A 23,968-nucleotide genomic window follows, 5' to 3' on the forward strand; every position below is an offset into this window, starting at 1 on the left:
CTGGCGGGGCGCGCCGATTGCAGACGGTCGAATGCGCAGTTTTCCTGCGTTCGCTCCGTAGGGTTGTCGTGACCGGGACCGTCACCGAGAGTGTGACCGCGGGCAGTGGAGAGGATGGACAATGGCAACAGCAGTGATCCTGGTGAATGGGATCCCCGCATCGGGCAAGTCAACGCTTGGTGCCGAACTCGCCGAGGCGGCAGGTGTTCCGTTCCTGTCCGTGGACGAAGTGCTCGAACGCCTCGTCGATTCCGTTGACTACCGCTTCCCCAGGGGACCGGTCCATGAGCTGGCGAACACGGTGACATGGCGACTGGCCGCCCTGGTCGACGACACGGTGGTGGTCGAGTCGTTCTGGGCCCGTGAGCGCGATCTCGAGACCGTCAGGGACGGGCTGAGGGTCGCCGGAGCTGAGACGGTGGTCGAGGTGTGGTGCGATGCTCCGGTCGACGAGGCCGTCGAGCGGTACGAGAACCGCGACCGCCACGGCATCCACGAAGACGATCCGAACGACGTGGATCTGTGGCGACGCAGCGCTCCGCTCGCGTTGGGTCCGATCGTGCGAGTCGACACGAGCAGCACTTCCGATGCAGTGTCGGGTCCCGAGGTGCTCGCGCAGGTGCGAGACGCGCTTGGGATTCCCGTGGCGTAGGGCCCATTGTCGTCGCATTGGAAGCTCTGCGATGGCATTCCGCGGATCAGGGTCGTGATGGCGTCGTGGCAGGCGGGTGCAACCGCCCTCAGCACCCGATGACAATTACCGACCAATTGGTTAGTATATGGACTGATCGGCGAGCCCGGATGCGTCCGGGCCGCAGCAGGACAGCGGCGACGAGGCTGAGCGGCTTCGAGCGACCAACCGACAACGGGAGGCCCCCCATGACCGAGACCCTCAGCTCCTACGCGGCCGGTGCCTGGCACACCCCGAGCGAGGCCGCCGACGCGCGCGACGTCCGCGACTCGACGACCGGGGACCTCCTCCACCGCGTCTCCTCGGCCGGCATCGACTTCACCGCGGTTGCCGACTTCGCCCGTGAGGTCGGGGGCCGGGAGCTCGGGAAGCTGACGTTCCACCAGCGCGGGGTCATCCTCAAGCAGCTCGGCGCGTACCTCATGGAACGGGCGAAGGACTACCACGAGATCTCCTTCACCACGGGCACGACGAAGCGCGACGCCTTCGTCGACATCGAAGGCGGCATCGGCACCCTCTTCACGTACTCCGGCGTCGCGAGGCGGCAGATGCCGAACTCGACCGTCCTCCTCGACGGCGGGGTCGAGCGCCTGTCGAAGAACGGCACCTTCGTCGGCCGCCACATCCTCACCTCCCGGCAGGGCCTCGCCCTGCAGATCAACGCCTTCAACTTCCCCGTGTGGGGCATGCTCGAGAAGTTCGCCCCGATGTTCGTCGCCGGCGTCCCCGTCGTCGTCAAGCCCGCCACCGACTCCGCGCACCTCACCCGCGCCGTCGTCGCCGACATGCTCGCCTCCGGACTCCTGCCCGAAGGCGCGATCCAGCTCGTCACCGGCGATATCACCCCGCTCTTCGATCTGCTCGCCGAGCAGGACACGATCGCCTTCACCGGGTCAGCCGGCACCGCCCGCCGACTCGCGTCCCTTGACTGCGTGACCGAACGCGGCACCCGCTTCTTCGCCGAGGCGGACTCCCTCAACTTCTCCCTCCTCGGTCCCGATGCCGCCCCCGGCACGCCCGAGTTCGACCTCTTCGTCGACGGCGTCGTCGCCGAGATGACCGTCAAGGCCGGTCAGAAGTGCACCGCGATCCGGCGCACCTTCGTTCCCGCCGAGCACGCCGAGGCCGTCGGGGAGGCCCTGACCGCGAAGCTCGCGACCGTGACCGCTGGCGACCCGCGGGAGAAGTCGACCCGACTCGGCCCGGTCATCTCGACGAAGCAGCGTGATGACGTCCTCGACGCCGTCGATGAGATCATCGCCGGCGGTGCCCACCTCCTCACCGGCGGCCGCGAGGCCTCGGACGATCTCGCGTCCTCCCTCGGTGGGGCGTTCGTCGCCCCGACCGTCCTCCAGGCCGACGATCCGTGGGTCGACGCCGTCCACGACGTCGAGGCCTTCGGTCCCGTGACCACACTCATCACGTACTCCACCCTCGCCGAGGCGGTCGACCTCGCCGCTCGCGGGCGCGGGTCCCTCGTCGGCTCGGTCGTCACCCACGACCCGGCGTTCGCCGCGGAGTTCGTCCGCGCCGTCGCTCCCTGGCACGGGCGCATCCTCGTCCTCGACCGCGACGACGCCGACGAGTCGACGGGGCACGGCTCCCCGCTGCCCACCCTCGTCCACGGCGGTCCCGGCCGGGCCGGAGGCGGCGAGGAGATGGGCGGGCTGCGGGGCATCACACACTTCATGCAGCGCACCGCGATCCAGGCCTCTCCGGACATGCTCACCGCGATCGGCGGGGAGTGGGTCGCGGGAGCCGAGCGCCACCTCGGCGAGCATCCGTTCACGAAGTCTCTGGCCGATCTCAAGATCGGGGATGCCCTGGAGTCGGAGTGGCGCGAGGTCACCCTCGAGGACATCGCGCACTTCGCCGAGTTCACCGGCGACACGTTCTACGCCCACACCGACGAGGAGGCGGCAGCGGCGAACCCGTTCTTCCCCGGCCGCGTCGCCCACGGGTACCTCATCGTCTCCTTCGCCGCGGGACTCTTCGTCCAGCCGGATCCCGGGCCGGTGCTCGCGAACTACGGCCTCGAGGGGCTGCGCTTCGTCACGCCCGTCTCACCAGGGGACAAGCTCAAGGTGACGCTCACTGCGAAGCGCATCACCCCGCGCGAGACCGACGAGTACGGCGAGGTCCGCTGGGACGCCGAGGTCGTCAATCAGGACGGCGAACCCGTCGCGAACTACGACGTCCTCACCCTCGTCGCCAAGGAGTGAGGGGGCGCTGACTCCTCGAGTCGAGGACGTGCGGTGTCGATTCTGCTGAGCATTATCGACACTGAGCGTCCTCGACTCGCTGCGTCGGTGGTCAGCCCAGTCAGGGGCGCGAGTCCTCCGGGGCGGGCACGGCCGGGTTCCGGATTCCCACCAGCGAGACGAGCCCGCCGGCGATGAGGAGCACGGACACGAAGACGGCGGCGCGGTAGAAGCCGCTGAGGTCGAGGGTGCCGCCGACGACCGTGCCGACGAGCGCGATGGCGATGAGCCCTGCGACGCGGGAGATCGCATTGTTCACGGCGCTGGCGATCCCGCTGCGCTCCTCCTCGATCGCGCCGAGGATCGTCGCCGTCAGCGGTGAGACGGTCGCGGCGAGCCCGAGGCCGAAGACGATCATCGCCGGCAGCACCTGCCACCAGTAGTTGAAGTCCTCCCTGACGAGGAGGAGCATGAGCGACCCGAGACCCATGAGGATCGGTCCGACGCCCATGAACAGCCGCGGGCCCCAGCTGCCGGACAGGCGCCCGGCGGTGGAGCTGAAGAGGATCATCATGATCGTCGTCGGCAGGCTCGCGAGACCCGCGGCCGTCGCGGACAGCCCCGCCTGCTCCTGCAGGTAGATGGCGAGGACGAAGCCGTTGAGCGAGAGCGCCCCGTACATGAGCGTCGTCGTGATGTTGCCGACCCAGAAGTTCCGCGCGCGGAACAGGTCGAGCGGGAGGATCGGGTCGGTCACCCGCTTCTGCCGGAGGAGGAAGAGGACGAAGAGCACGGCCCCGCCGAGGAGGGTGATGGGGATCGCCGGATGCCCCCATCCCAGCCGCGGCTGTTCGATGAGACCGAAGACGAGTCCGCCGAGTCCGAGGATGGAGAGGACCGCGCCGAGGATGTCGATGTGCGGCTTCGTCTGCCGGGGAGGATCGGGCACGGTGCGCAGGAGCCACAGGGTGACGGCGATGGGGACGACATTGATGAGGAACGCGAACCGCCAGCTCGCGAAGTCGACGAGGACGCCGCCGATGAGCGGGCCGACGATCATCGCCCCCGTCGTCAGCGCCGTCCACGTGCCGATGGCCTTGGCGCGGGCGACGCCGGAGAAGTGGGCGCTGATGAGCGCGAGCGAGCTCGGGACGAGGAAGGCTCCCGCGGCTCCCTGGAGCATCCGCGCGATGATGAGGATGAGCGGGTCGGGGGCCACGGTGATGATCACCGAGGCGATGCCGAAACCGATGAGGCCGATGCGCATGACGAGGCTGCGGCCGTAGGCGTCGCTGATGGAGCCGGCGACAAGCATGATGGCACCGAGGGTGATGAAGTAGCCGTCGACGACCCACTGCTGGGTGACGAGCCCGCCGCCGAGCTCGCGGTCGATCGCGGGCAGGGCGACGTTGACGATCGTGCCGTCGAGGAACGCCACGAAGGACGCGAGGACGGCAATCCAGAGGATCTGAGAAGTCACCCTGTCAGAGTACGCCGGAAACGACCGTGATCAGCACTGTCGGCGGCCCCAATCGCACGGGCGCGTGTGCGCGCTCTATTCGGCAGGTCCTATTCGGCGAGGCCGTTGAAGGCCATCGCGGTGACCGCCTCGGCGATGGTCTCGGGGTCGACGGGATAGCCCGGGCGGTACCACTCGGTGATCGAGTTGACCATGCCGAAGAGGAGGCGGGTGACGAGGCCCGGCGGGAAGTCGGCGCGGACGCCGCCCTCCTCGATCGCCGCGGTGACGAGCGCGCGGATCTTCATGTCGATCTGCCGCCGCTGCTCGAGCGCATCGCGTTCGACCGCGGAATTGCCGCGCACCCGCAGGAGCAGGGTGACCGAGTGGTGGTATTCGATGAGAATGAGCACGCTCGAGTGGACGGCGTGGCGCAGGCGCTCGAGGGCGCTGAGATCCTGCCGGTGGGATTCGGACTCCACCGCCGAGGCGAGAGCGTCGGTGCCGCGGTTGATCGCCAGCCGCAGCAGCTCCTCCTTCGACTTCACATGGTGGTAGATCGCCGACTTCGTGATCCCCAGCTCGCGGGCGACCGTGTCCATCGACGTGCCGTCGTAGCCGCGGGAGACGAAGACCTCGGTCGCCTTGTTGATGAGCGTCTCCCGGTCGTAGCCGGGACGACCGCGGCGGGTCCGTTTCGGCTCCGACCCGACCCCCGCCTCGGCGGCGGATCCGGACCCAGCTCCCGCCTCGGCGAGGTCACCGGCGACGGACTCCGTCGCGGTCGACGGAGTCTGTGCAGGTGACGGGCTCTTGGACATGGGAATCAGTCTAATCAGCGGAAGCCGGCGGTGCCGCGATCCGAGTCACAGCGGACCTAGCGGATGTTCTCGCGACGGTCGATGATGCGCTTGAGCTTGCCGACCGAGCGCGGCAGGGAACCGGGGTCCTTGATGTCGACGGTCGAGGAGACGCCGAGGCGCTCCTTGATCCGGGCGGCCACGCGGCGGTCGAGGCCCTCACGTTCGACGGCGCCGACGTTCTCGCGGCATTCGACCTCGACGGTGACCTCATCCATCCGCCCGGGACGGGTGAGGACGAGCTGGAAGTGGGGGCTCAAGTGCTCGAACTCGAAGAGGACGGATTCGACGTTGGCGGGGTAGACGTTGACGCCGCGGATGATGATGAGGTCGTCGGAGCGGCCGGTGATGCGCGAGATGCGGCGGAAGTTCGGGTGCGCGGTGCCGGGCAGGAGGCTCGCGAGGTCGTGGGTGCGGTAGCGGATGATCGGCAGCGCCTCCTTCGTCAGCGAGGTGAAGACGAGTTCGCCCTCCTCGCCGTCGGGGAGGACTTCACCGGTGAAGGGGTCGACGATCTCGGGGTAGAAGTGGTCCTCCCAGATCGTCGGGCCGTCCTTGGTCTCGGCGGATTCGCACGCGACGCCGGGGCCCATGACCTCGGAGAGGCCGTAGATGTCGACGGCGTCGATCGCGAAGGACCGCTCGATCTCCCGGCGCATCTCGTCCGTCCACGGTTCGGCGCCGCAGATGGCGACCTTGAGGCTCGTCGAGGTCGGGTCGATGCCCTGCTTGTGGAACTCGTCGAGGATCGTGAGCAGGTAGGTCGGGGTGGCCGTGATGATGTCGGGCTTGAAGTCCTGGATGAGCTGGACCTGGCGCTCTGTCTGGCCGCCGGAGATCGGGACGACGGTGAAGCCGTGGCGTTCCGCGCCGTGGACGCCGAGGCCTCCGGTGAACAAGCCGTAGCCGTAGGCGTTGTGGAGCATCTGTCCCGGCCTGCCGCCGGCGCCGAGGATCGAGCGCTTGATGAGTCGGCTCCACACGTCGAGGTCGTTCTGCGTGTACCCGACGACGGTGGGCAGGCCGGTGGTGCCGGAGGAGGCGTGGATGCGCGCGACGTCCTCACGCGGGACGGCGAAGAGTCCGAACGGGTAGTTGTCCCGCAGGTCCTGCTTGTTCGTGAACGGCAGCTTCGCGATGTCGTCGAGGCTGGTGATGTCGGCGGGGGTGATGCCGAGGTCGTCGAAGGCCTTCCGGTAGTGCGGCACCTTCTCGTACACGGCGGCCACCGTGGTCTTGAGGTTGGCGAGCTGATCGGCGCGCAGCTCGTCGAGGCTCATCGTCGGACCGGCGTCGCTGTCGGTCGTGGTCATCATCGTCTCCTTGGGAATCCGTGCAGGTGAGGTGTCGAGTCAGGAAGCGCCGAGGTGGGGGCGCGACGCGGGAGACGCCGGGTGAGCGTGGTCCGCGGTGAGGGTCAGGAGGTGGCCGGCTTCGGTGCCGGAAGGGTGCGGGAGCGTCCGCGGTAGACCGCGACGATCTCATCGCCGCGCTTGACCTCGACGTCGTAGATGCCCGCGCGGCCCTGCTTGACGATCTCGCGGCCGTGGGCGACGAGTTCGTCGCCGACGCGGGTCGGCTTGAGGAAGGTGATGTCCCCGCCCGAGGCGACGGTGACCGAACCGGGGTAGTTGCAGGCCATCGCGAACGTCGTGTCGGCGAAGAGGAAGATGTAGCCGCCGTGGGTGATCTCGTGGCCGTTGGCCATGATGTCGGTGATCGTCATCGAGCACTGCGCCCAGCCGGGGCCGTGATCGTCGAGGGTGATGCCGAGGTGCTGGGAGGCGCGGTCGTTCGCGTACATCGCGGCCGCGCCGGTATGTGCTTCGTTCCCGATGCCGGGGGCGACGGAGGCAGAGGAGGGAGTCGCCGTGGGATCGGCATGGGTGTTTTGTGAGGGAGCCGCGCCGGAACTGGTGTCCGTCGTCGTTGTGGTCGTCTCTCCCATGTCAGGTTCCTCCTCGCACCGATGCGATGCACTGCCTCCGTCGCCCGATCCGACGTGCGACACGGGATCGGAATAAACGACCATCTGGTCAATAAATATCGTTGTGATCGGCGTCTCTGTCAAGTCGGAGGGCCGGGAAGGTGTTCTTCCGTGGTCCGGCCATGGGCTGTTCGATCACGGGGTCGGGACGGTCGGAGTCTCGGCGATCGCAGTCGGGACAGCTGGGATTGGAGCGCCAAGGTAGCGGGTCGGCTGGGCCTGCGGGCTCGGATGGAGGCGGATGCCATCCTTGGGTGAGACCACCTTGAGCGAGCGGACGATCGCCTTGTACGTGCGTTCGCAGTTGCCGGACTTCGGCAGTGTGAACGTTGCTGTACGGCGACGCGCGTATTCCTCGAGCCGAGGATCGTCGCCGGAGACGAGCGACTCGACCGCTTCGGCGGCCTCTTCGACGGTGGCCGCCACCGGGCCGAATCCGTCATCCTCGAACGAGAAGTAACCGGGTTTGGCGATGTGCCCGCCTCCATAGATGGAGTCGGCGTCGAACTGGAAATACATCACGGGGCGGTCGATGTAGGCGGCATCGAAGGCTACTGATGACAGGTCGGTGACGACTGCGGCCGCTTCGACGAGTACAGTCTGGAAATCATGCGTCGAATGGCGCACGAGTTCGATGTCGTCGGGCAGATCGTCCGGTCCGATGTACGCTTCGAAACCCGGATGCGGCATGAAGCGGATACGCAGACCCTGCTTACTCGCAGCTTCGTGCAGGCGGACTGACTTCAGCAGACCAGACCAATTGCGCCACCACTCGGATCGCCGGAACAGCTCAGCTCGCTCGACCGGATCGTCAACCTTGGCCAACGCAGTGCCCAGATCCTTGCGCCACGTGGGCATGACGGTGATGGTCGAAGAGCGGGACGATGTCATCGCGGAGTCGAGTTCGGACAGCCGGTCGTATCGCGGCATACCCGACATCACTGTTTCCTTCGTGCTCAGGATGTACGGGCTTCCGTCGCCGACGATCGAACGGTGCTCGGGTTCGGTGCTCGTGACCACCATGCGCGGACGCTTCGTATTCAGCCACGCCGAGATGTCATTCATCGTGACGCCGTGCTGAAGGAAGATGTGGTCCCAAACGGGGCGGCGCCCGTCGCTGAGCGCAAATGGATTGATCACGTCCACATCGATGTGCGAGGAGACGATCAGATCCGCATTGAGGCACAGTGCTTTCCACGTGCGGGAGCCGTGCGCAACGAGTCGATCCACGCCCTCGGCCTTGAGCCGCTTCCAATCGGCCGAACCCTCCTCGAGCACGAACCAGGAGTTTCGATCAGGGTGGTGTCTGCGGACGTATTTGAAAAGGTGCTCTGCGTTATCGCCCGCCTGTGCCTGTCGGTCCATGAACACCCACGCATTCGCGAACTTCCGCCGGTAATGCGGTGAAACCGTCATGGCTGCAATTGCGCGATCGCCCATGTTCAGCCGAGGCCGTCTGCGCTGGATCGCTTTCACCGAAGTCTGCTCGGCCAGGGCTGCGGAGCGCGACGGGCGCAGGACGAATCTCTTCGGTCGAGGTGGCGTCGTCTCGATGGGGGCTTCGATGCCGTCGAGACTCACGGTGATCGTTCCGCGTGCGCTCACCCAGAGGATGCGTTCGTAGATCAGCGGTCGCCCGAGGTACCTGATCGCCCTGGTCTTCGCGTACATGGGCTCAGCATCGAGACCGCGGAACTTCACCTGCTCTTTCGGCTGTGCACCTGTGAAGTGATAGCGGAGTTTGACGAGCTTCTTCTTTGCGTCGTACTCCTCGGCTTGGATGCAGTCCCACGTCCAATCACGTTGTGAGAATCCATGAAGCATGACCTCACGCTGCGTGAGTGAGACTTTGATGAGATCGAACGCCTCGATGGCCTGAGGATCGAGGAGCGAACGGATCTCCGCCATGAGTTCGCAGAATTCGTCCGCTACCGCGGAGGGCAGATGACCGCTCTTCGGTGAAAGCGACTCCTCTGCGCGCAGGACCCAGAACAGGTCGTAGAGGACTGCGTACTGCAGCCAGCGAGGAATCACGTTGTCGCTCATCGGACGCTGCAGCAGATCGAGAAGCCCATAGCGGAGGACGTCGGTGTACCGACGCTCGTCGATCCCGCTCGTCTGCAGAGTCGAACTGCCGTCGGCACGCCGCCGGTAGAGATAGCGGGCATCGTCGTCGAAGATGATCGTGGGATCCTCGCTCACGAGGAGGTAGCTCTGAACGAAGTGAGCGTCTTCGAAGACGGGCCTGATGCGAGGGTCGAAGCGAATCCCGAACTCTTCCACCCGATCTCTGCGGAAGAAGGCGGACGAGGCGTGAAGGTGGATGTTCCGCGGAAACCTGTTGAGGTCGACCACCTGAGTTCCGCCCTTGAAGCGGAACCGGAGGGGATGTGAGTCGCTGATCTCACCCTTCGCCTCCCAGAAGTCGACGAGATGGGCGGCAAGCAGGGACGCATGGTCGGCGGACCGGAGGTTCGCGTCGACCGATGTCAGGTAGTCACGATCGAGGATATCGTCCGGATCGGGGAAGCTCACCCAAGCGCCGCAAGCGTGGTCGAGGCCGGCGTTGCGCGCTGCGGACTGACCCGCATTCTTCTGATCGACGACGACCACGGAGTAGTCGGTCGTCGCTGACCACTCCGCGATGACGTCGGCCGAAGAGTCCGTCGCGCCGTCGTTGACGAGAACGATCTCGACGTCGGAATGGTCGAAAGTCTGGTCATCGAGGGATCGGAGGAAGTCCGGCAGGTATCGTCCCACGTTGTAGACGGCGGAGATCAGGCTGAAGCGCGTCATCGGAGGCTTGCGTCCTCTACTTCTCGAAGGTGCTCGGTAGGGGGAACTTCTCGTTGAGGAACCACTTGACGATCTCGTCGAGGTGGTCCTGGGACTCCGGGGACGAGTCGGTGTCGTTGAGACAGAGGACGTCGAGGTCCTTCCTCCTCAGCAGACGCCGCATGTAGAGCTCAGCGTCCGGACGAGAGATGTCCATGTAGGCATACCTGATCCCCGAGTCGATGGCCTTCCCCTGCGCATACGCGTGGAAGTGGTAGAGCGCCGAAGCAATCGAATAGTCGTCGGGGTGGCGGAACTTCGAACTCGCCACTTGATCGAAGAGCTCTTGGTGGCTCGCTTCGAATTCGGTCATGACCGACTTCAGTTGCGGGTGAGGGGTGTGCTTGAACTTGTTGCCGACGCGGCGGCCGTGTTCGTCGAGCATGAACTGGCGGCCGTGCTTCGCCGCAGAGAGCACCGGGAGATCGCGCGCGCTTGGTTCGGCGAGGTCGAGGGGTGCCGTCGAGGGGAAGAACCGGGAGAGTCCGCTTCCGGTGAAGAAGAGATCAGGCTCGGTCGGGCGCATGAAGAACAAGTCGTCGTTCATGTAGACATAGTTCTCGCTCAGCCCGGGGATGTGGTGGAGCTGGGATTCGATCGCATGGGAGTTGAAGACTGGCAGGTTGCCGGGGTCGGTGAAGATGTCCCGGTGGTCGATGACGGTGATCTTGGGATGATCGACGTTGAGCCACTCGGGGACCTGCGCGTCGGTGACGAGGTAGATGTGGTTCGCCCAACTCGCATACGACTCGACGGAACGCAGGGAGTAGAGAAGCTCGTGGCGGTCGGCGAACCGCGAGTCAGACACCGCCGACTTGTTGATCGGCTGTCCGGTGAGGCTTGCTTGAGCCTCCATCTTCTTCCACTGCCACTTAGGGTCGGCCCCGTTTACCCAGGTGTAGACGAGGTCGACCGGGCCCTCGACCTCATACAGGTCAGGGGCGCTCGGCTGCACGGTCCGGTTGTCATTGGCCAGTGCTGCCGACCAGTCGTCGGGAGTGAAGTACTCGACGAGCGTGCGGGGCTGGGTGACGACCCTGTGCAGTGTGCCTGGAACGTGCCACGATCCGTCGATGCGAGGCTCCCTGGGCCCGAGGTCCGTCCACGACTCGATGACCACCTCTTCGTTCTCCGCGTTGAGACGGCGACCGTCAGGAGCCGCCGCGATACGACGGCATTCGATGACCGCAACGTTCCCAGGGTCGTGCCGCATCTTCTGCAGACTGACCGACGATCCGAACTGATTCTTGAACGCCTTCGACCAGCCGTCACCCGGTGTCAGGCGCGCGACCGCCGTCAACACACATCTCATCTGGGAGCGGGGCACCGCAATCCGCGTCTTCTCGCGCGACCTGCGCGGAAGTTCGACGAAATCGACACCGGCTTCACCGAGGGTGCGTCGTACCTGTGCGAGGTTATCTGCTCGTGCGGCGCGGGAGTCGTGAGCGCGCTGCGCGACGGCGTCGGACGGTCGCGGTGTGCGACTGCGGACGGTTGTCCTGATGCGCTGCTGCCACTCCGTCTCACCATGACGGATCTCGGAGAGCAGAAGTTTCTGCCGGTCGCTCAGCGAATCGACCATTGATCGCCGAACACCGCCGACGACAGAACTCATCGTCGACTTCAGACCGTTCACTGTCCGTACCTCCGCACGCTATTCCTCGTTCACCCACATTTTAGAGCGAAGCAATCTTTTCATCGGGGATTGCCGCGGTCAAAACCAGAAGTAGTTGAAGATTGTCTTCGAAGTCGAGAATTCAAGGTCGCGGCCGATTCATTTAGGGAAAGGTGGCTTGGTTTTTATGGGGGCGCGGATTCTCGGGCGCGGGCGTTTGCGGAGTCTCGGGCTCTCAGGAGCCTCACGAACCCATCCTCGGTGGCGACGACCGTCTTCCCGCCCCGGGGCGGCGGTGAAACGCGTGATGGGAGGGGTGGATTAGGTCATTGACTGCGGTCGACCACTCGTCGAGTCGGCTGTGCCGTCGTGGCTTCGGGTGCCCGCATCGCCGGCGGCAGGCTGGGGGATCGGTGGCACCGCTTGGGCGAGGTCTCGCTTGGGGCTGTTCGAAGGCCCGCTCGGGGTTCAGGTCAGTCGCCCTGTCCCGATATTGCGCCTCGGCGTGGGGTATGCCACACTGGTGAAGAACATTACAGAACAAACGGTCAGTAAATGATCGAACGGTTCCGGCGGCCTGTGATGACGGAGTTCATCCGGCCCCGCCGCACCAGCAGTGCCGCGCCCGGGACACGGGTCGGGCGCGTGACGAGGAAGGGCGCACCCAGGGGGTGGAGTGGTCATGACAACGGAAGTCAACGAAACGCAGCTCGAGGCGCAGTTCGCCGACACGATCGAGGCCAAGGATCGGATCGAACCGCGCGACTGGATGCCCGAGCCCTACCGCAAGACGCTCATCCGCCAGGTCGCCCAGCACGCGCACTCGGAGATCATCGGCATGCAGCCCGAGGGCAACTGGATCTCCCGCGCCCCCTCCCTGCGGCGCAAGGCGATCCTGCTCGCGAAGGTCCAGGACGAGGCGGGTCACGGCCTCTACCTCTACTCGGCCGCCGAGACGCTCGGTGCCAGCCGTAACGAGCTCACCGAGAAGCTCATCGCCGGCAAGCAGAAGTACTCCTCGATCTTCAACTACCCGACGCTCAACTACACCGACGTCGGCACGATCGGCTGGCTCGTCGACGGCGCCGCGATCTGCAACCAGGTCCCCCTGTGCCGCACCTCCTTCGGCCCCTACGGGCGCGCGATGATCCGCATCTGCAAGGAGGAGTCCTTCCACCAGCGCCAGGGCTACGAACTGCTCATGACGATGATGCGGGGCACCGACGAGCAGCGGGCGATGGTCCAGGAATCGGTCAACCGCTTCTGGTGGCCTGCCCTGATGATGTTCGGACCCCCCGACGACGATTCGCCGAACACCGCGCAGTCAATGGAGTGGGGCATCAAGACCCACACGAACGACGAGCTGCGCCAGAAGTTCGTCGACATGTCGATCCCGCAGGCCGAGGCACTCGGTGTGACATTCCCCGACGAGAACCTCAAGTGGAACGAGGAGCGCGGACACTACGACTTCTCGACCCCCGACTGGGACGAGTTCTGGGCCGTCGTCAAGGGCAACGGGCCCTGCAACGAGCAGCGCATCGCCCACCGCAAGCGCGCGTGGGACGAGGGCGCGTGGGTGCGCGATGCCGCGCTCGCCTTCGCCGAGAAGTCCGCCCACGCCGCGGCTGATGCTCAGTCCGCCGCAACCGCCGACACCACCGCCGAGGAGGCCGCAGAATGACCGAGTCCACCCCGGCCACCGGAGGGACGACCCCGACCGTGCGCGGCGAATGGCCCCTCTACGAGGTCTTCGTCCGCGGCAAGCGCGGCCTCAACCACGTCCACGTCGGCTCGCTCCACGCCCCCGACGACCAGCTCGCGATCCGCCACGCCCGCGACGTCTACACGCGCCGCAACGAAGGTGTGAGCATCTGGGTCGTGCGCTCATCGGACATCACCGCCTCGAGCCCCGACGAGAAGGACCCGATGTTCGCCCCGAGCGGCGACAAGGTCTACCGTCACCCGACCTTCTACGACATCCCCGACGATGTCCCGCACATGTGAGGGAAGAGCATCACATGACGACTCCCAACGCCGCCTCGGCGAACGAATCCAACGCCCCTGAGGTCCACGAGCCCACGGCCGAACACGACGAGCACGAGAACGCCTACTCGGGCCTCCTCGTCAACGACGCCCATTGGGCATTCGGCACGGACTTCGAGGACCCGCTCGCTGGGGTCGACACGACCGTGCCCGACGGCGTCGACCCGTCTGAGCTCGCCCAGTACTGCCTCATGCTCGGCGACGATGCGCTCGTCTTCTCCCAGCGGATCTCCGAATGGTGCTCCAACGCCCCTGACCTCGAAGAGGACATCGCGCTCGCGAACATCTCCCTCGACCTCCTCGGCCAGGCCCGCCTCCTCCTCGCGCGCGCCGCCGCAGCCGACCCCGCCCTCGTCCCGCAGCTGCCGGAGGGATCACCGGTGCCCGACGAGGACCGGCTCGCCTTCTTCCGCGAGGACATGGACTTCCGCAACGTCCGCCTCGCCGAGGTCCCCAACGGCGACTTCGCCGAGGCGGTCGCGAAGATCCTCATCTACTCCACCTGGCGCCTCGCCCTCTTCGAACGCCTCACCGCCAGCCGCGACTCCGTGCTCTCGGCGATCGCCGCCAAGGGCGTCAAGGAGATGTCCTACCACCGCGACTTCGCCGGCCGCTGGGTCGTCACCCTGGCCCAGGGCACCGAGGAGTCCCGTGCTCGCCTGCTCACCGCACTGAGCGGCCTGTGGCCGCTGTGGTCCGAGCTCTTCGAGACCCACCCGATCGAGGCCTCGGTGGCCGAGGCCGGCATCGGCGTCGACCCCGCCGAGGTGGCCGACGAGGCCGGTGTCATCCTCGACCAGGTCTTCGCCGCCGCCGGCCTCGACCGCCCGGAGGCGGGAGCACTCGCCGGGGTCCGTGGCAAGAAGGGCCGCGACGGGCTCCACACCGAGGCGCTCTCCCGCATGCTCGCCGAGATGCAGGTCGTCGCCCGCGCCCACCCGCAGGGCCAGTGGTGATGAACGCGACCCTGGAATCCCCCGCCGAGGCGGTCGACCGGGCCCGTGCCGCCGCCGCCCGGGTCACCGACCCGGAGATGCCGATGCTCACGCTCGTCGACCTCGGCGTGCTTCGGGACGTCACGCTCGAGGACGACCACGTCGTCGCGACGATCACCCCGACGTATTCGGGCTGCCCGGCGATGGCGACGATGCGCGATGACCTCCAGCGCGAACTCGAGGACGCAGGATTCCCAGACGCGGAGATCCGCGTCTCCCTCACCCCGGCCTGGTCGAGCGACTGGATCACCGCGGAGGGCCGGGAGGCGCTTGCCGAGGCCGGCATCTCCCCGCCCGGCCAGGCGCCGCGCCGGCAGGGGCCCGTCGCGCTCACCCTCATGCCCACCCGCCGCGCGATCGTGTGCACCCTGTGCGGATCGGGCAACGTGGCGCTCACCTCGGAGTTCGGTCCCACCGCCTGCAAGGCGATGTACCAGTGCCGTGACTGCCTCGAACCGTTCGAACACGTGAAGGAGATCTGAGATGACCGAGACGATCGGCCGAGATGCCGAGACTGTCGGCCAGACCGCCCCCGCGGAGTCCACGGGTCAGGCCGCTGACCGCACCGGCTTCCACCCGCTCACCGTCAGGTCCGTCGAGCACCTCACCGAGGACTCCGCGGCCGTGACCTTCGACGTGCCCGCCGAGGTGGCCGAGCTCTTCGACTTCGCCGCCGGACAGTCGCTCACCCTGCGTCGGATGATCGACGGCGTCGAGCACCGCCGCACCTACTCCATCTGCGCTCCCGCGGGAGCTGCCCCACGCATCGGCGTCCGCGAGATCCCCGACGGCCTCTTCTCCCGCTGGCTCGTCCGCGATGTCCGCCCCGGTGAGACGATCGAGGTCCAGCCGCCCAGCGGCAGCTTCCGGGCCGACGCGAGCCTCGGCGGCAAGCACCTGTGCATCGCCGCCGGCTCCGGGATCACCCCGATGCTCTCGATCGCGACGACGGTGCTCACCAACCCCGATGCCTCCGTCACCCTCCTCTACGGCAACCGCTCGACGAACACCGTGATGTTCGCCGAGGAGCTCGCCGACCTCAAGGACGCCCGCAACCAGCAGCTCGACCTCGTCCACGTCCTCTCCCGCGAACCCCGCGAGGTCGAACTCTTCTCCGGCCGCCTCGACGAGGAGAAGCTGCGCCAGCTGCTCACCTACCTCGTGCCCGTCGGCGACATCGACCATGTGTGGCTGTGCGGTCCCTTCGGAATGCTCGGCGACGCCCGTACGGTGCTCGACGAGCTCGGGGTGCCCAAGGAGAAGGTCCACTTCGAGCTCTTCTACGTCGACGAGCCCCCACCCGAGGTCGTCCACGCCGACAAGGTCCTCGAAGGGGCGACGAGCGAGGTCACGGTCATCCTCGACGGACGGCGGACCACCTCGGCGATGGCGCAGGGCAAGACCATCCTCGACTCCGCGCAGGAGTCCCGCTCCGATCTGCCGTTCGCGTGCAAGGGCGGGGTGTGCGGGACGTGCCGGGCGAAGGTGTGCGCGGGCGAGGTCGACATGGTCCGCAACTACGCCCTCGAGGACGCCGAGGTGGAGGCGAAGTTCGTCCTCACCTGCCAGACGTTCCCAGTCAGCGACGAAGTCACCATCGACTTCGACTCCTGACCCCGGTGTGGGTGGCGATACCGCCATCCGGCCCCCTGCCCCGGCCTGATGTGGCAGGCGTTACGATCGACTCGTCTGAACCGACTTGAAGGAGCATCATGCCCGAGGCATTCATCCTTGACGGACTGCGCACGCCCATCGGCCGCTACGGAGGCGCACTCGCCGACCAGCGGCCCGACGACCTCCTCGCGACGACCCTGAAGGCCGTCGTCGACCGCACCGGCATCGACCCCGCCGACATCGACGAGGTGATCATGGGGGCGGCGAACCAGGCCGGGGAGGACAACCGCAACGTCGCTCGCATGGCCGTCCTCCTCGCCGGCCTGCCCGACTCGATCCCCGGCTTCACCGTCAACCGGCTGTGCGCCTCGGGACTGACCTCGATCATCCAGGGCCGGGCGATGATCGCGGCCGGAGACGCCGACGTCGTCGTCGCCGGCGGCGTCGAGTCGATGACCCGCGCGCCCTGGGTGGTCGAGAAGCCCTCGAAGGCCTGGGCGAAGCCCGGGAAGTCCTTCGACACGTCGATCGGCTGGCGCTTCCCCAACCCGCAGTTCGGGGAGAATGTCACCTACTCGATGCCGGAGACAGCCGAGAACGTCGCGAAGCGATGGAACCTCACCCGCGAGGAGCTCGACGACTTCGCCTTCGCCTCCCACCAGCGGGCGCTCGCCGCGCAGGACGAGGGGAAGTTCGACCCCGAGATCCTTCCCATCGGCGATGTGAGCAAGGACGAAGGTCCACGCCCGGACACGACCCCGGAGAAACTCGCGAAGCTGCGCGCCCTCCACGGCGAGGGCAGCGTCATCACCGCCGGCAACTCGTCGTCGCTCAACGACGGCGCCGCCGTGACGATCCTCGTCTCCGACCGCTACGCCGAGAAGCACGGCCTGGACCCGCGCGCTCGCGTCGTCGCCGGAGCCAGCGCCGGCGTGCCCCCGGAGATCATGGGCATCGGCCCGGTCCCCGCGTCCGAGAAGGCGCTCGCCCGGGTCGGCTGGAGTGTGAACGACCTCGACGCCGTCGAACTCAACGAGGCCTTCGCCTCGCAGTCGCTCGCGTGCATCCGCGATCTCGGGCTCAACCCGGACATCGTCAACCAGTTCGGCGGGGCGATCGCGCTCGGCCATCCTCTCGGCGCCTCGGGCACCCGCATCACGCTCACCCTGCTCAACCGCATGGAGCAGGGCGAGGATCAGCGGGGGCTCGCGACGATGTGCGTCGGCGTGGGTCAGGGTTCGGCCGTCCTCCTGGAACGCCCGTGAGCACGGCTGCGTCGCAGGGCGACGGAACCGGGAACGCCTCAGCGAGCGGCATCGCCGCGAGCGACGACTCCACGGCCGACGACGCCTCCCCACTGCTCGTCGAACGTCGGGACGACCGGATGGTCATCCGGCTCAACCGCCCCGAGGTGCGCAATGCGATCGACCTGACGATGGTCGAGGCCCTCCACGAGGTGTGTGCCGAACTCGAGGCGCACCCGCAGGTCGCGATCCTCACCGGCACCGGAGGGACTTTCGCCGCCGGAGCCGACATCGGGCAGCTGCGCGAGCGCCGCCGCGACGATGCGCTCGCCGGCATCAACTCGAAGATCTTCAGCCGCATCCTCGACCTGCCGATGCCTGTCATCGGCCTCATCGACGGCTACGCCCTCGGCGGGGGAGCGGAACTCGCGTTCGCGTGCGACTTCCGCATCGGGACACCGGCGACGAAGATCGGCAACCCCGAACCCGGTCTCGGCATCCTCGCCGCTGCCGGTGCCGCATGGCGTCTGCGCGAACTCGTCGGAGAGCCCCGGGCCAAGGAGATCCTCCTCGCCGGACGCACGCTCCAGGCCGATGAGGCCCGCAGCATCGGCCTCCTCAACGACGTCGTCGACCCCGAGGAACTCGAGGCCGCGGGTGAGGCGCTCGCCGACCGGATCGCGAGCTTCGCGCCCCTGGCCGTGCGGCTGACGAAGTCGGCGTTCCACGCCCCCCGCGAGGCGCACCCCCTCATCGACAACGTCGCCCAGGCGGTGCTCTTCGAGACCGACGAGAAGTTCGCCCGGATGGACGCCTTCCTCGCCCGGCGCGAGGAGAAGCGGCGTGAGAAGAAGCAGCAGGAGAAGAGAGAGGCCGGTCACGAGTGAGCGAGCAGAACCAGTCACAGGCGGCCCCCGGCGCGACCGACGAGGCGCGTCCGGCGACCGAGGACAGGGCCTACGTGCCTGACACCGTCGGCGTCTACGGCGGCGGCCGGATGGGGGCGGGCATCGCCCACGCGTTCGCGAGCGCCGGCGCCCGCGTCATCGTCATCGAGAACACCGAGGAGACCGCGGCCGCGGCCCGGGAGCGCGTCGAGGCCTCGATCGAGAAGTCCCGCGCGAAGGGCCTCGAGGTCCCCGGCCGGGTCGAGGTCGTCCGCGACCCGACCCTGCTCGACCAGGCGCTGCTCGTCGTCGAAGCCGTCCCCGAGGACGTCGCCCTCAAGCAGCGCGTCCTCGCCGACATCGCGAAGTTCGCCCCGGCGGCGAGCATCGGGACGAACACGAGTTCACTCTCGATCGACGAGCTCGCCTCCGTCCTGCCCCGTCCCCAGGCCCTCATCGGCCTCCACTTCTTCAACCCCGTCCCGGTCTCCGACCTCGTCGAGATCGTCGTCGGCTCCCGCACCTCGCCCGACCTCGTCACTGCCGCGACGAACTGGGTCGCCGGTCTCGGCAAGACGCCGATCACGGTCACTGACTCTCCCGGGTTCGCGTCCTCGCGCCTCGGCGTCGCGCTCGCCCTCGAGGCGGTGCGCATGGTCGAAGAGGGCGTGGCCAGCGCCGAGGACATCGACACCGCGATGACGCTCGGCTACCGGCACCCGGCGGGACCGCTGAAGACGACCGACATCGTCGGCCTCGACGTCCGCCTCGGCATCGCCGAGCACCTCGAACGCGAACTCGGTCCCCGCTTCGCCCCACCCCAGCTGCTCCGTGACAAGGTCGCCGCCGGCGAACTCGGCCGCAAGACGGGCAAGGGGTTCTACGAATGGTGACCGAGATCCGACTGACCACCCGGGGGCCGATCGCCGAGATCGTCCTCGATGGGCCCGAGTCCCGCAACGCCCTCGACGCCGACAACCTCCGTGCCCTCGCCGAGGCGGTGTCGACGGTCGCCGAGTCCGTGCCCGCCGTCCGCGTCCTCCTCATCCGCGGTGAGGGGAAGGTGTTCTGCTCGGGTCGCGACATCTCCGCCGTCGACGTCGAGACCGACGACGCGTACGCGTTCCTCGCCGAGGTGTTCGCCCCGATCGTCCAGGCCATCCGCGGCCTCTCCATCCCCGTCGTCGCCCAGGTCCAGGGGGCGGCCCTCGGGCTCGGCTTCGGGGTCGCCGCGGCCGCCGACATCATCTACGCCGCCGAGGACGCGAAGTTCGGCTCGCCGTTCGCCGCGATCGGGGCGATGCTCGACTCCGGCGCGCACCACGTCTTCCTCGACCGGGTCGGCTACCACCGGACGATGGACCTCATCGTCACCGGTGACTTCATGTCCGGCGCCGAGGCGGCGGCGACGGGAATCGTCTCCCGCGCCGTCCCCGCGGCCGAACTCGGGGACTTCGTCGAGGCGAAGCTCGCCCGGATCGTCACCGGCCCCGCCGAGGCGTATGCGATGGAGAAGGACTTCGTCCAGAGGCTCGCCGACGAACGGCCCTCGTTCGCCGAGGTCCTCGACGCCGAAGCGCACCTCCAGGAGACGGCCCGACGCACCCCCGACTACGCGGAGGGCTTCCGCGCCTTCCAGGAGCGCCGCAAGCCGAACTTCGGGTAGGGCGCTGGCCGGGCGTTCTGATACCCTCAGCCGTCGGCCGCCTCGGTGACGGGTCCCGGATTCCCCCGGTTGTCGCGCTCGTCGATGCCGTTCCGGGCCGCAGGTTCCCGGGTCGTCGCTCGCCAGCGACGGAATGCGAGGATCGTCAGTGTGCCGACGAGGACCCAGGCGACGCCGACGGCGATAGCGTTGGCAATGCTCGGGTCGCCGATGAAGGCCCCGATGCCGACGAGGGCGAAAAGGCCGGGTAGCGAGGAGATCGTCGTGGCCGTGAGAAACGTGCGATTGTCGATCCCGAAGGCGCCGCTGCCGTAGTTGACCGGCCAGTACGGCAGACCCGGCAGGAGGCGGAGTGTGCACACCGCGTAGAAGCCGCCGCCGTGGAGTTGGGTTTCGACCGCCTCGGCGTGGGAGCCGAGCATCTTCCTCGCGGTCGGACGGCCGAGGCCGCGGGCGATCCAGTACCCGGCATACCCTCCGAGGACGATGCCGATGAGCGTGAGCAGGGTTCCCAGCGGCAGACCGAACGCGAGCCCACCGGCGACGGCGACGATCGTCACCGGGATCGGGGTGGCCGCGACCACCGTGGCGAGGGCGACGAAGACGGCGAAGCCCCACGCGCCCGCCTCGGCGATCTCATCCTGGAGCGCGCGGGGAGTTGGCAGGTGGACGTTGACCACGAGCCAGAGTCCGGCGAGGACGACGACGGCGAGGGCCGCGTTGCGCACGATCGACCCCCACGCGAGACGTCCGCGTATGCGGGGTGGGGTCTTGGGGTTCGTCGTCGGCACGGATCGAGTGTACGCCTCAAGGACGTCGGAGGGGCCCGGGCGGGCTCGGGGCGGAAGGTGGACCGGGGTGAGCGGGGCGGAGCTGGCTATCTCAGGCGCTGAGCATCATCAGTCCGGCGGCGACGCCGATGTAGAAGAGGCTCACCGAGAGGATGAAGATCCGCTCGGAGATGCCGAAGACCTTCGGCCGCAGCCTCGAGACGACGAGGACGAGGACGCTTACGGCCAGCGAGATCGCGGCGATCCACCCGATGACGGCCAGCGTCGAGGCGAGCCACGCGGGGCCCTCGGCGGTGAAGAGACGGGTGAAGTTGCCCATGCACGCGTAGCTGAGGGCGAACCAGGCGATCGCGAAGAGGTAGTGGAGCCGGCCGACGAGCGTCGTCTTCTCACCCTCGAGGTCGGTGGGGGCGAAGGGGAGGGCGACGAAGATCCCCGCAAGGACGAGCAGGGCGATCGTGATGCCCGTGGCATCCGACCAGTCGGGGACGCCGGTGATCACCGCTCCGGCGAGGAGTGCCCAGAATCCCGCGGTCAGCCAGGTCATGACCGAACTCAGCCTTCGCGTCGGTCCGACCGCGTAGTCGCTGACGGCGTGGGAGACGATCGAGTAGTCGCTGGGCACGAGGTGGAGGGCGACGAAGACACCGAGCCGGGCGAGTCCGAGGACGAGGGCGAGAAGGGCCAAGGTCATTGCCATGAGAGCTCCTGGAGGAGAGGTGCGAGAGGGGTTACGGGTTGCGGACGGTGCGGACTTCGTCGTGGAGGTCGCGGATCGTCTGGGCGAGGGCCTGCGGGTCGAGGCCGATCGTGCGGGCGTTGTCGTCGAGTGAGCTCCCGAGGAGGCGTCCGCACTGCTCGGCCTTCTCCTCACCCGCCGAGGTGAGGTGGAGTTCGCGTCGGTTCCCCGAACCGGCCGCGGCCCGGTTGTCGACGTACCCCGCGCTGAGCAGGGCCTTGACGATGCCGCTGCCGGCCGCCTCGGTGACGCCGAGGGACCGGGCCAGGGTGCGTCCGGTGATTCCCGGGTGCTGGCCGAGGATGACCAGGGCGACGTACTGGTTGTAGCTCAGGCCCTCCGGCGCGAGGATCCGCTCGGCCCACCGGTCGAGGGTGCGCACGAGGTCGTGGAGTTCGAAGGCGAGGTCCATGACACTAAGTTAAACACTTAAGTTAATGGGTGGCAAGAGGATGCCCGGACGGGGTGCGCACATGCCGACGGCCCCGGCCCGGACGGAGGGTCCGGGGCGGGGCCGTCGTCCGGCCGCCTCGGCGGGGAGGGACCGGTGGGGACGAAGCTCAGCCGGTGAAGATCGCCACGGCTTTGATCACGGTCAGGGTGAGGCCCCACGCGAGGCCGCCGATGACGACGACGGTGAGTGCGGAGCCGACCACCTTGTACATGCCGCCGACGGGCGACTGCGGGGAGCCGGTGGCGGGAACCGATGACCAGGTCTCGGAGCTGCTCATGACTTCTCCTCCTTCCTTCAGTCGGTCTCAGCCGTCGATGCGGACTTCGGGGTCGCCTCGGCGGTCGTGGGTTCGAGGTACTTGTCCTTGACCGGGGTGACGAGCAGGTTCGCGACGAAGCCGATGGCCAGGGCGCCGACCATGATGAACATGCCCGGGGTGTAGAGCTCGGGTCCGGTCTTGCCGGCCTTCTCCCCGGCCTCGACGACCGAGTTGACGATGAGCGGACCGGCCACACCCGCGGCCGACCAGGCGGTGAGCAGGCGGCCGTGGATCGCGCCGACCTGGAAGACCCCGAAGAGGTCCTTGAGGTAGGCGGGGATCGTCGCGAAGCCGCCGCCGTAGAACGAGATGATGAGGAGCGTCGCTGCGACGAAGAGGACGATCGACCCGCCGCCGAAGAGTGCGACGACGAGGTAGAGGATGGCTCCGCCGCCGAGGTAGATCATGTAGTTGTTCTTCCGGCCGAGGTAGTCCGACGTCGTCGACCACACGAAACGGCCGGCCATGTTGCCGATCGAGAGGAGGCCGACGAACCCGGCGGCGGCTGCGGCCGTGATGCCGAAGTAGGCCTGGATCATCGGGGCGGCGTTCTCGAGGATGCCGATGCCGGCGGTGACGTTGAGGAAGAGGACGATCCACAGCAGCCAGAACTGGCGGGTGCGCACGGCGTTCTTCGCCGAGACGTTGCCGGTCGTCTGCATCGGCTTGGCCTTGATCGTCGACGGGTCGAAGCCCTCGGGCTTCCAGTCCGGGTGCGGGACGCGGATGACGTAGGCGCCGGCGGCGATGACGACGGCGTAGATGATGCCGAGGGTGAGGAACGTCGGGGTGAGACCGGCGACGAGGTTCTCCGGTTCGCTGCCGCCGCCGTAGAAGGACATGAGCTGGTTCGACAGGGGGCTCGCGATGAGCGCTCCGCCGCCGAAGCCCATGATCGCCAGGCCCGTGGCCAGGCCCGGACGGTCGGGGAACCACTTCATCAGGGTCGAGACCGGCGAGATGTAGCCGATGCCGAGTCCGATGCCGCCGATGAAGCCGTAGCCGAAGTAGACGAGCCACAGCTGCCCGGTCATGATCCCGAGGGCGGAGATGAGGAAGCCTGCGACCCAGCACGTGCCGGCGGCGACCATCGAGGCGCGGGGCCCGGCCTTCTCGACCCATGTGCCGAAGATCGCCGAGGAGATGCCGAGCATGAGGATCGAGATCGAGAAGATCCAGCCGATCGAGATCTCACCCGCGTCGAAGTGCGCCATGAAGGGATTCTTGAAGACGCTGAAGGCGTAGACCTGGCCGATGCACAGGTGGATCGCCAATGCCGCCGGCGGCATCAGCCATCGGTTGAAGTCCTTCGGCGCGACGATCGCTGACCGAGAGAGTACGGAAGCCATGGGGACCCTTTTCGTCTGTGCTTCCCGGGTCGTCGACGACGGCGAGGGGAAGCGGTGTGCCAATGCGGTCCGGTGGGAACCGCGTTCATCCCATACAGACTAGAGGCCTCACATGGATATTGCGAGATCCATGGGGAAATTCCTCAGGATCGAGCGTGTCATCCCCGCCGAGGCGGGTGGTTGAACGATCCACTACAGGTGCGATCCGCGTGGGAGCGG

Annotated in this window: 22 protein-coding genes; 11 read left to right on the forward strand and 11 right to left on the reverse strand. The window is 67.5% G+C overall.

The features are described from left to right. Nucleotides 1–121 precede the first annotated feature (121 nt). Both BC102111_RS10365 and paaZ read left to right on the forward strand, forming a co-directional pair. Nucleotides 122–652 carry a P-loop nucleotide/nucleoside kinase family protein gene (locus BC102111_RS10365; protein ID WP_101624267.1) on the forward strand — a complete coding sequence of 177 codons (531 nt, stop codon included), beginning with the start codon at nt 122–124 and terminating at the stop codon, nt 650–652. A gap of 227 nt (nt 653–879) precedes the next feature. Then, nucleotides 880–2,913: a phenylacetic acid degradation bifunctional protein PaaZ gene (gene paaZ, locus BC102111_RS10370; RefSeq protein WP_101624268.1), complete on the forward strand. Its 2,034-nt coding sequence runs from the start codon at nt 880–882 to the stop codon at nt 2,911–2,913. Nucleotides 2,914–3,013: 100 nt separating this feature from the next. On the opposite strand, the gene BC102111_RS10375 is transcribed toward paaZ, so the two are convergent. The 6 genes from BC102111_RS10375 to BC102111_RS10400 form a co-directional block, all read right to left on the reverse strand. Then, the gene (locus BC102111_RS10375; RefSeq protein WP_101624269.1) at nt 3,014–4,372 is read right to left on the reverse strand and encodes an MFS transporter; all 1,359 of its coding nucleotides are present in this window, start codon (nt 4,370–4,372) and stop codon (nt 3,014–3,016) included. A gap of 89 nt (nt 4,373–4,461) precedes the next feature. Further along, complete coding sequence (locus tag BC102111_RS10380) at nt 4,462–5,172, reverse strand: TetR/AcrR family transcriptional regulator (protein ID WP_101624270.1); 711 nt, start codon at nt 5,170–5,172, stop codon at nt 4,462–4,464. A gap of 56 nt (nt 5,173–5,228) precedes the next feature. Further along, nucleotides 5,229–6,524, reverse strand: coding sequence for a phenylacetate--CoA ligase PaaK (gene paaK, locus BC102111_RS10385; RefSeq protein WP_180960618.1), 1,296 nt, complete (start codon nt 6,522–6,524; stop codon nt 5,229–5,231). A 104-nt stretch (nt 6,525–6,628) separates the two neighbouring features. Beyond that, complete coding sequence (gene paaI / locus BC102111_RS10390; protein ID WP_232252532.1) at nt 6,629–7,159, reverse strand: hydroxyphenylacetyl-CoA thioesterase PaaI; 531 nt, start codon at nt 7,157–7,159, stop codon at nt 6,629–6,631. 174 nt (nt 7,160–7,333) lie between these two features. Beyond that, entirely contained in the window at nt 7,334–9,994 is a 2,661-nt protein-coding gene (locus BC102111_RS10395; RefSeq protein WP_101624271.1) for a bifunctional glycosyltransferase/CDP-glycerol:glycerophosphate glycerophosphotransferase, read from the reverse strand. A 16-nt stretch (nt 9,995–10,010) separates the two neighbouring features. Next, nucleotides 10,011–11,333 (reverse strand): stealth family protein, encoded by a 1,323-nt coding sequence (locus tag BC102111_RS10400; protein ID WP_180960619.1) that lies wholly within the window; start codon nt 11,331–11,333, stop codon nt 10,011–10,013. Nucleotides 11,334–12,330: 997 nt separating this feature from the next. Here BC102111_RS10400 and paaA point away from each other — a divergent pair. The 9 genes from paaA (at nt 12,331) to BC102111_RS10445 (ending at nt 20,097) form a co-directional block, all read left to right on the forward strand. Continuing rightward, nucleotides 12,331–13,329, forward strand: coding sequence for a 1,2-phenylacetyl-CoA epoxidase subunit PaaA (paaA, locus tag BC102111_RS10405; RefSeq protein WP_101624273.1), 999 nt, complete (start codon nt 12,331–12,333; stop codon nt 13,327–13,329). Beyond that, nucleotides 13,326–13,652, forward strand: a complete 327-nt coding sequence (gene paaB, locus BC102111_RS10410) for a 1,2-phenylacetyl-CoA epoxidase subunit PaaB (RefSeq protein ID WP_101624274.1) — start codon at nt 13,326–13,328, stop codon at nt 13,650–13,652. Before paaA ends, paaB begins: the two co-directional genes overlap by 4 nt. A 14-nt stretch (nt 13,653–13,666) precedes the next feature. Continuing rightward, entirely contained in the window at nt 13,667–14,647 is a 981-nt protein-coding gene (gene paaC / locus BC102111_RS10415; protein ID WP_101624275.1) for a 1,2-phenylacetyl-CoA epoxidase subunit PaaC, read from the forward strand. After that, on the forward strand, nt 14,647–15,168 hold the full coding sequence (paaD, locus tag BC102111_RS10420; RefSeq protein ID WP_101624276.1) for a 1,2-phenylacetyl-CoA epoxidase subunit PaaD: 522 nt from the start codon (nt 14,647–14,649) through the stop codon (nt 15,166–15,168). Before paaC ends, paaD begins: the two co-directional genes overlap by 1 nt. 1 nt (nt 15,169) lies before the next feature. Then, nucleotides 15,170–16,300, forward strand: coding sequence for a 1,2-phenylacetyl-CoA epoxidase subunit PaaE (gene paaE, locus BC102111_RS10425; RefSeq protein ID WP_232252533.1), 1,131 nt, complete (start codon nt 15,170–15,172; stop codon nt 16,298–16,300). 98 nt (nt 16,301–16,398) lie between these two features. Continuing rightward, nucleotides 16,399–17,565: a thiolase family protein gene (locus BC102111_RS10430; protein ID WP_101624277.1), complete on the forward strand. Its 1,167-nt coding sequence runs from the start codon at nt 16,399–16,401 to the stop codon at nt 17,563–17,565. After that, nucleotides 17,562–18,431 carry an enoyl-CoA hydratase/isomerase family protein gene (locus BC102111_RS10435; RefSeq protein WP_373270481.1) on the forward strand — a complete coding sequence of 290 codons (870 nt, stop codon included), beginning with the start codon at nt 17,562–17,564 and terminating at the stop codon, nt 18,429–18,431. The genes BC102111_RS10430 and BC102111_RS10435 overlap by 4 nt, the downstream gene beginning before the upstream one ends. A 110-nt stretch (nt 18,432–18,541) precedes the next feature. Beyond that, entirely contained in the window at nt 18,542–19,324 is a 783-nt protein-coding gene (locus BC102111_RS10440) for a 3-hydroxyacyl-CoA dehydrogenase family protein (RefSeq protein WP_232252825.1), read from the forward strand. Next, a complete protein-coding gene (locus BC102111_RS10445) occupies nt 19,318–20,097 on the forward strand; it encodes an enoyl-CoA hydratase/isomerase family protein (protein WP_232252534.1) in 780 nt (259 codons plus the stop codon). Before BC102111_RS10440 ends, BC102111_RS10445 begins: the two co-directional genes overlap by 7 nt. Nucleotides 20,098–20,123: 26 nt before the next feature. Here the strand turns inward: BC102111_RS10445 and BC102111_RS10450 are convergent, their stop codons facing one another. From BC102111_RS10450 to BC102111_RS10465, 5 genes are all read right to left on the reverse strand, one after another. Next, nucleotides 20,124–20,888 carry a TVP38/TMEM64 family protein gene (locus BC102111_RS10450; protein WP_232252535.1) on the reverse strand — a complete coding sequence of 255 codons (765 nt, stop codon included), beginning with the start codon at nt 20,886–20,888 and terminating at the stop codon, nt 20,124–20,126. A 91-nt stretch (nt 20,889–20,979) separates the two neighbouring features. Beyond that, nucleotides 20,980–21,588 (reverse strand): DUF998 domain-containing protein, encoded by a 609-nt coding sequence (locus BC102111_RS10455; protein WP_101624279.1) that lies wholly within the window; start codon nt 21,586–21,588, stop codon nt 20,980–20,982. A 31-nt stretch (nt 21,589–21,619) separates the two neighbouring features. Then, nucleotides 21,620–22,039 (reverse strand): MarR family winged helix-turn-helix transcriptional regulator, encoded by a 420-nt coding sequence (locus BC102111_RS10460; protein WP_063248722.1) that lies wholly within the window; start codon nt 22,037–22,039, stop codon nt 21,620–21,622. A 148-nt stretch (nt 22,040–22,187) separates the two neighbouring features. Further along, entirely contained in the window at nt 22,188–22,358 is a 171-nt protein-coding gene (locus tag BC102111_RS17805; RefSeq protein WP_180960620.1) for a hypothetical protein, read from the reverse strand. A 17-nt stretch (nt 22,359–22,375) separates the two neighbouring features. Further along, complete coding sequence (locus BC102111_RS10465) at nt 22,376–23,749, reverse strand: L-lactate MFS transporter (RefSeq protein ID WP_063248721.1); 1,374 nt, start codon at nt 23,747–23,749, stop codon at nt 22,376–22,378. Nucleotides 23,750–23,968: the final 219 nt, after the last annotated feature.

This window comes from Brevibacterium casei CIP 102111 (assembly GCF_900169275.1).
GTDB classification, from domain to species: Bacteria; Actinomycetota; Actinomycetes; order Actinomycetales; family Brevibacteriaceae; genus Brevibacterium; species Brevibacterium casei.

What these genes read in the sequence shown, in the direction of transcription:
- BC102111_RS10365 (WP_101624267.1), top strand. Translation starts at nt 122, where the DNA reads ATGGCAACAGCAGTGATCCTGGTGAATGGGATCCCCGCATCGGGCAAG.
- paaZ (WP_101624268.1), top strand. Translation starts at nt 880, where the DNA reads ATGACCGAGACCCTCAGCTCCTACGCGGCCGGTGCCTGGCACACCCCG.
- BC102111_RS10380 (WP_101624270.1), bottom strand. Translation starts at nt 5,172, where the DNA reads ATGTCCAAGAGCCCGTCACCTGCACAGACTCCGTCGACCGCGACGGAG.
- paaK (WP_180960618.1), bottom strand. Translation starts at nt 6,524, where the DNA reads ATGACCACGACCGACAGCGACGCCGGTCCGACGATGAGCCTCGACGAG.
- paaI (WP_232252532.1), bottom strand. Translation starts at nt 7,159, where the DNA reads ATGGGAGAGACGACCACAACGACGACGGACACCAGTTCCGGCGCGGCT.
- BC102111_RS10395 (WP_101624271.1), bottom strand. Translation starts at nt 9,994, where the DNA reads ATGACGCGCTTCAGCCTGATCTCCGCCGTCTACAACGTGGGACGATAC.
- paaA (WP_101624273.1), top strand. Translation starts at nt 12,331, where the DNA reads ATGACAACGGAAGTCAACGAAACGCAGCTCGAGGCGCAGTTCGCCGAC.
- paaB (WP_101624274.1), top strand. Translation starts at nt 13,326, where the DNA reads ATGACCGAGTCCACCCCGGCCACCGGAGGGACGACCCCGACCGTGCGC.
- paaC (WP_101624275.1), top strand. Translation starts at nt 13,667, where the DNA reads ATGACGACTCCCAACGCCGCCTCGGCGAACGAATCCAACGCCCCTGAG.
- paaD (WP_101624276.1), top strand. Translation starts at nt 14,647, where the DNA reads ATGAACGCGACCCTGGAATCCCCCGCCGAGGCGGTCGACCGGGCCCGT.
- paaE (WP_232252533.1), top strand. Translation starts at nt 15,170, where the DNA reads ATGACCGAGACGATCGGCCGAGATGCCGAGACTGTCGGCCAGACCGCC.
- BC102111_RS10430 (WP_101624277.1), top strand. Translation starts at nt 16,399, where the DNA reads ATGCCCGAGGCATTCATCCTTGACGGACTGCGCACGCCCATCGGCCGC.
- BC102111_RS10440 (WP_232252825.1), top strand. Translation starts at nt 18,542, where the DNA reads ATGGGGGCGGGCATCGCCCACGCGTTCGCGAGCGCCGGCGCCCGCGTC.
- BC102111_RS10445 (WP_232252534.1), top strand. Translation starts at nt 19,318, where the DNA reads ATGGTGACCGAGATCCGACTGACCACCCGGGGGCCGATCGCCGAGATC.
- BC102111_RS10455 (WP_101624279.1), bottom strand. Translation starts at nt 21,588, where the DNA reads ATGGCAATGACCTTGGCCCTTCTCGCCCTCGTCCTCGGACTCGCCCGG.
- BC102111_RS10460 (WP_063248722.1), bottom strand. Translation starts at nt 22,039, where the DNA reads ATGGACCTCGCCTTCGAACTCCACGACCTCGTGCGCACCCTCGACCGG.
- BC102111_RS17805 (WP_180960620.1), bottom strand. Translation starts at nt 22,358, where the DNA reads ATGAGCAGCTCCGAGACCTGGTCATCGGTTCCCGCCACCGGCTCCCCG.
- BC102111_RS10465 (WP_063248721.1), bottom strand. Translation starts at nt 23,749, where the DNA reads ATGGCTTCCGTACTCTCTCGGTCAGCGATCGTCGCGCCGAAGGACTTC.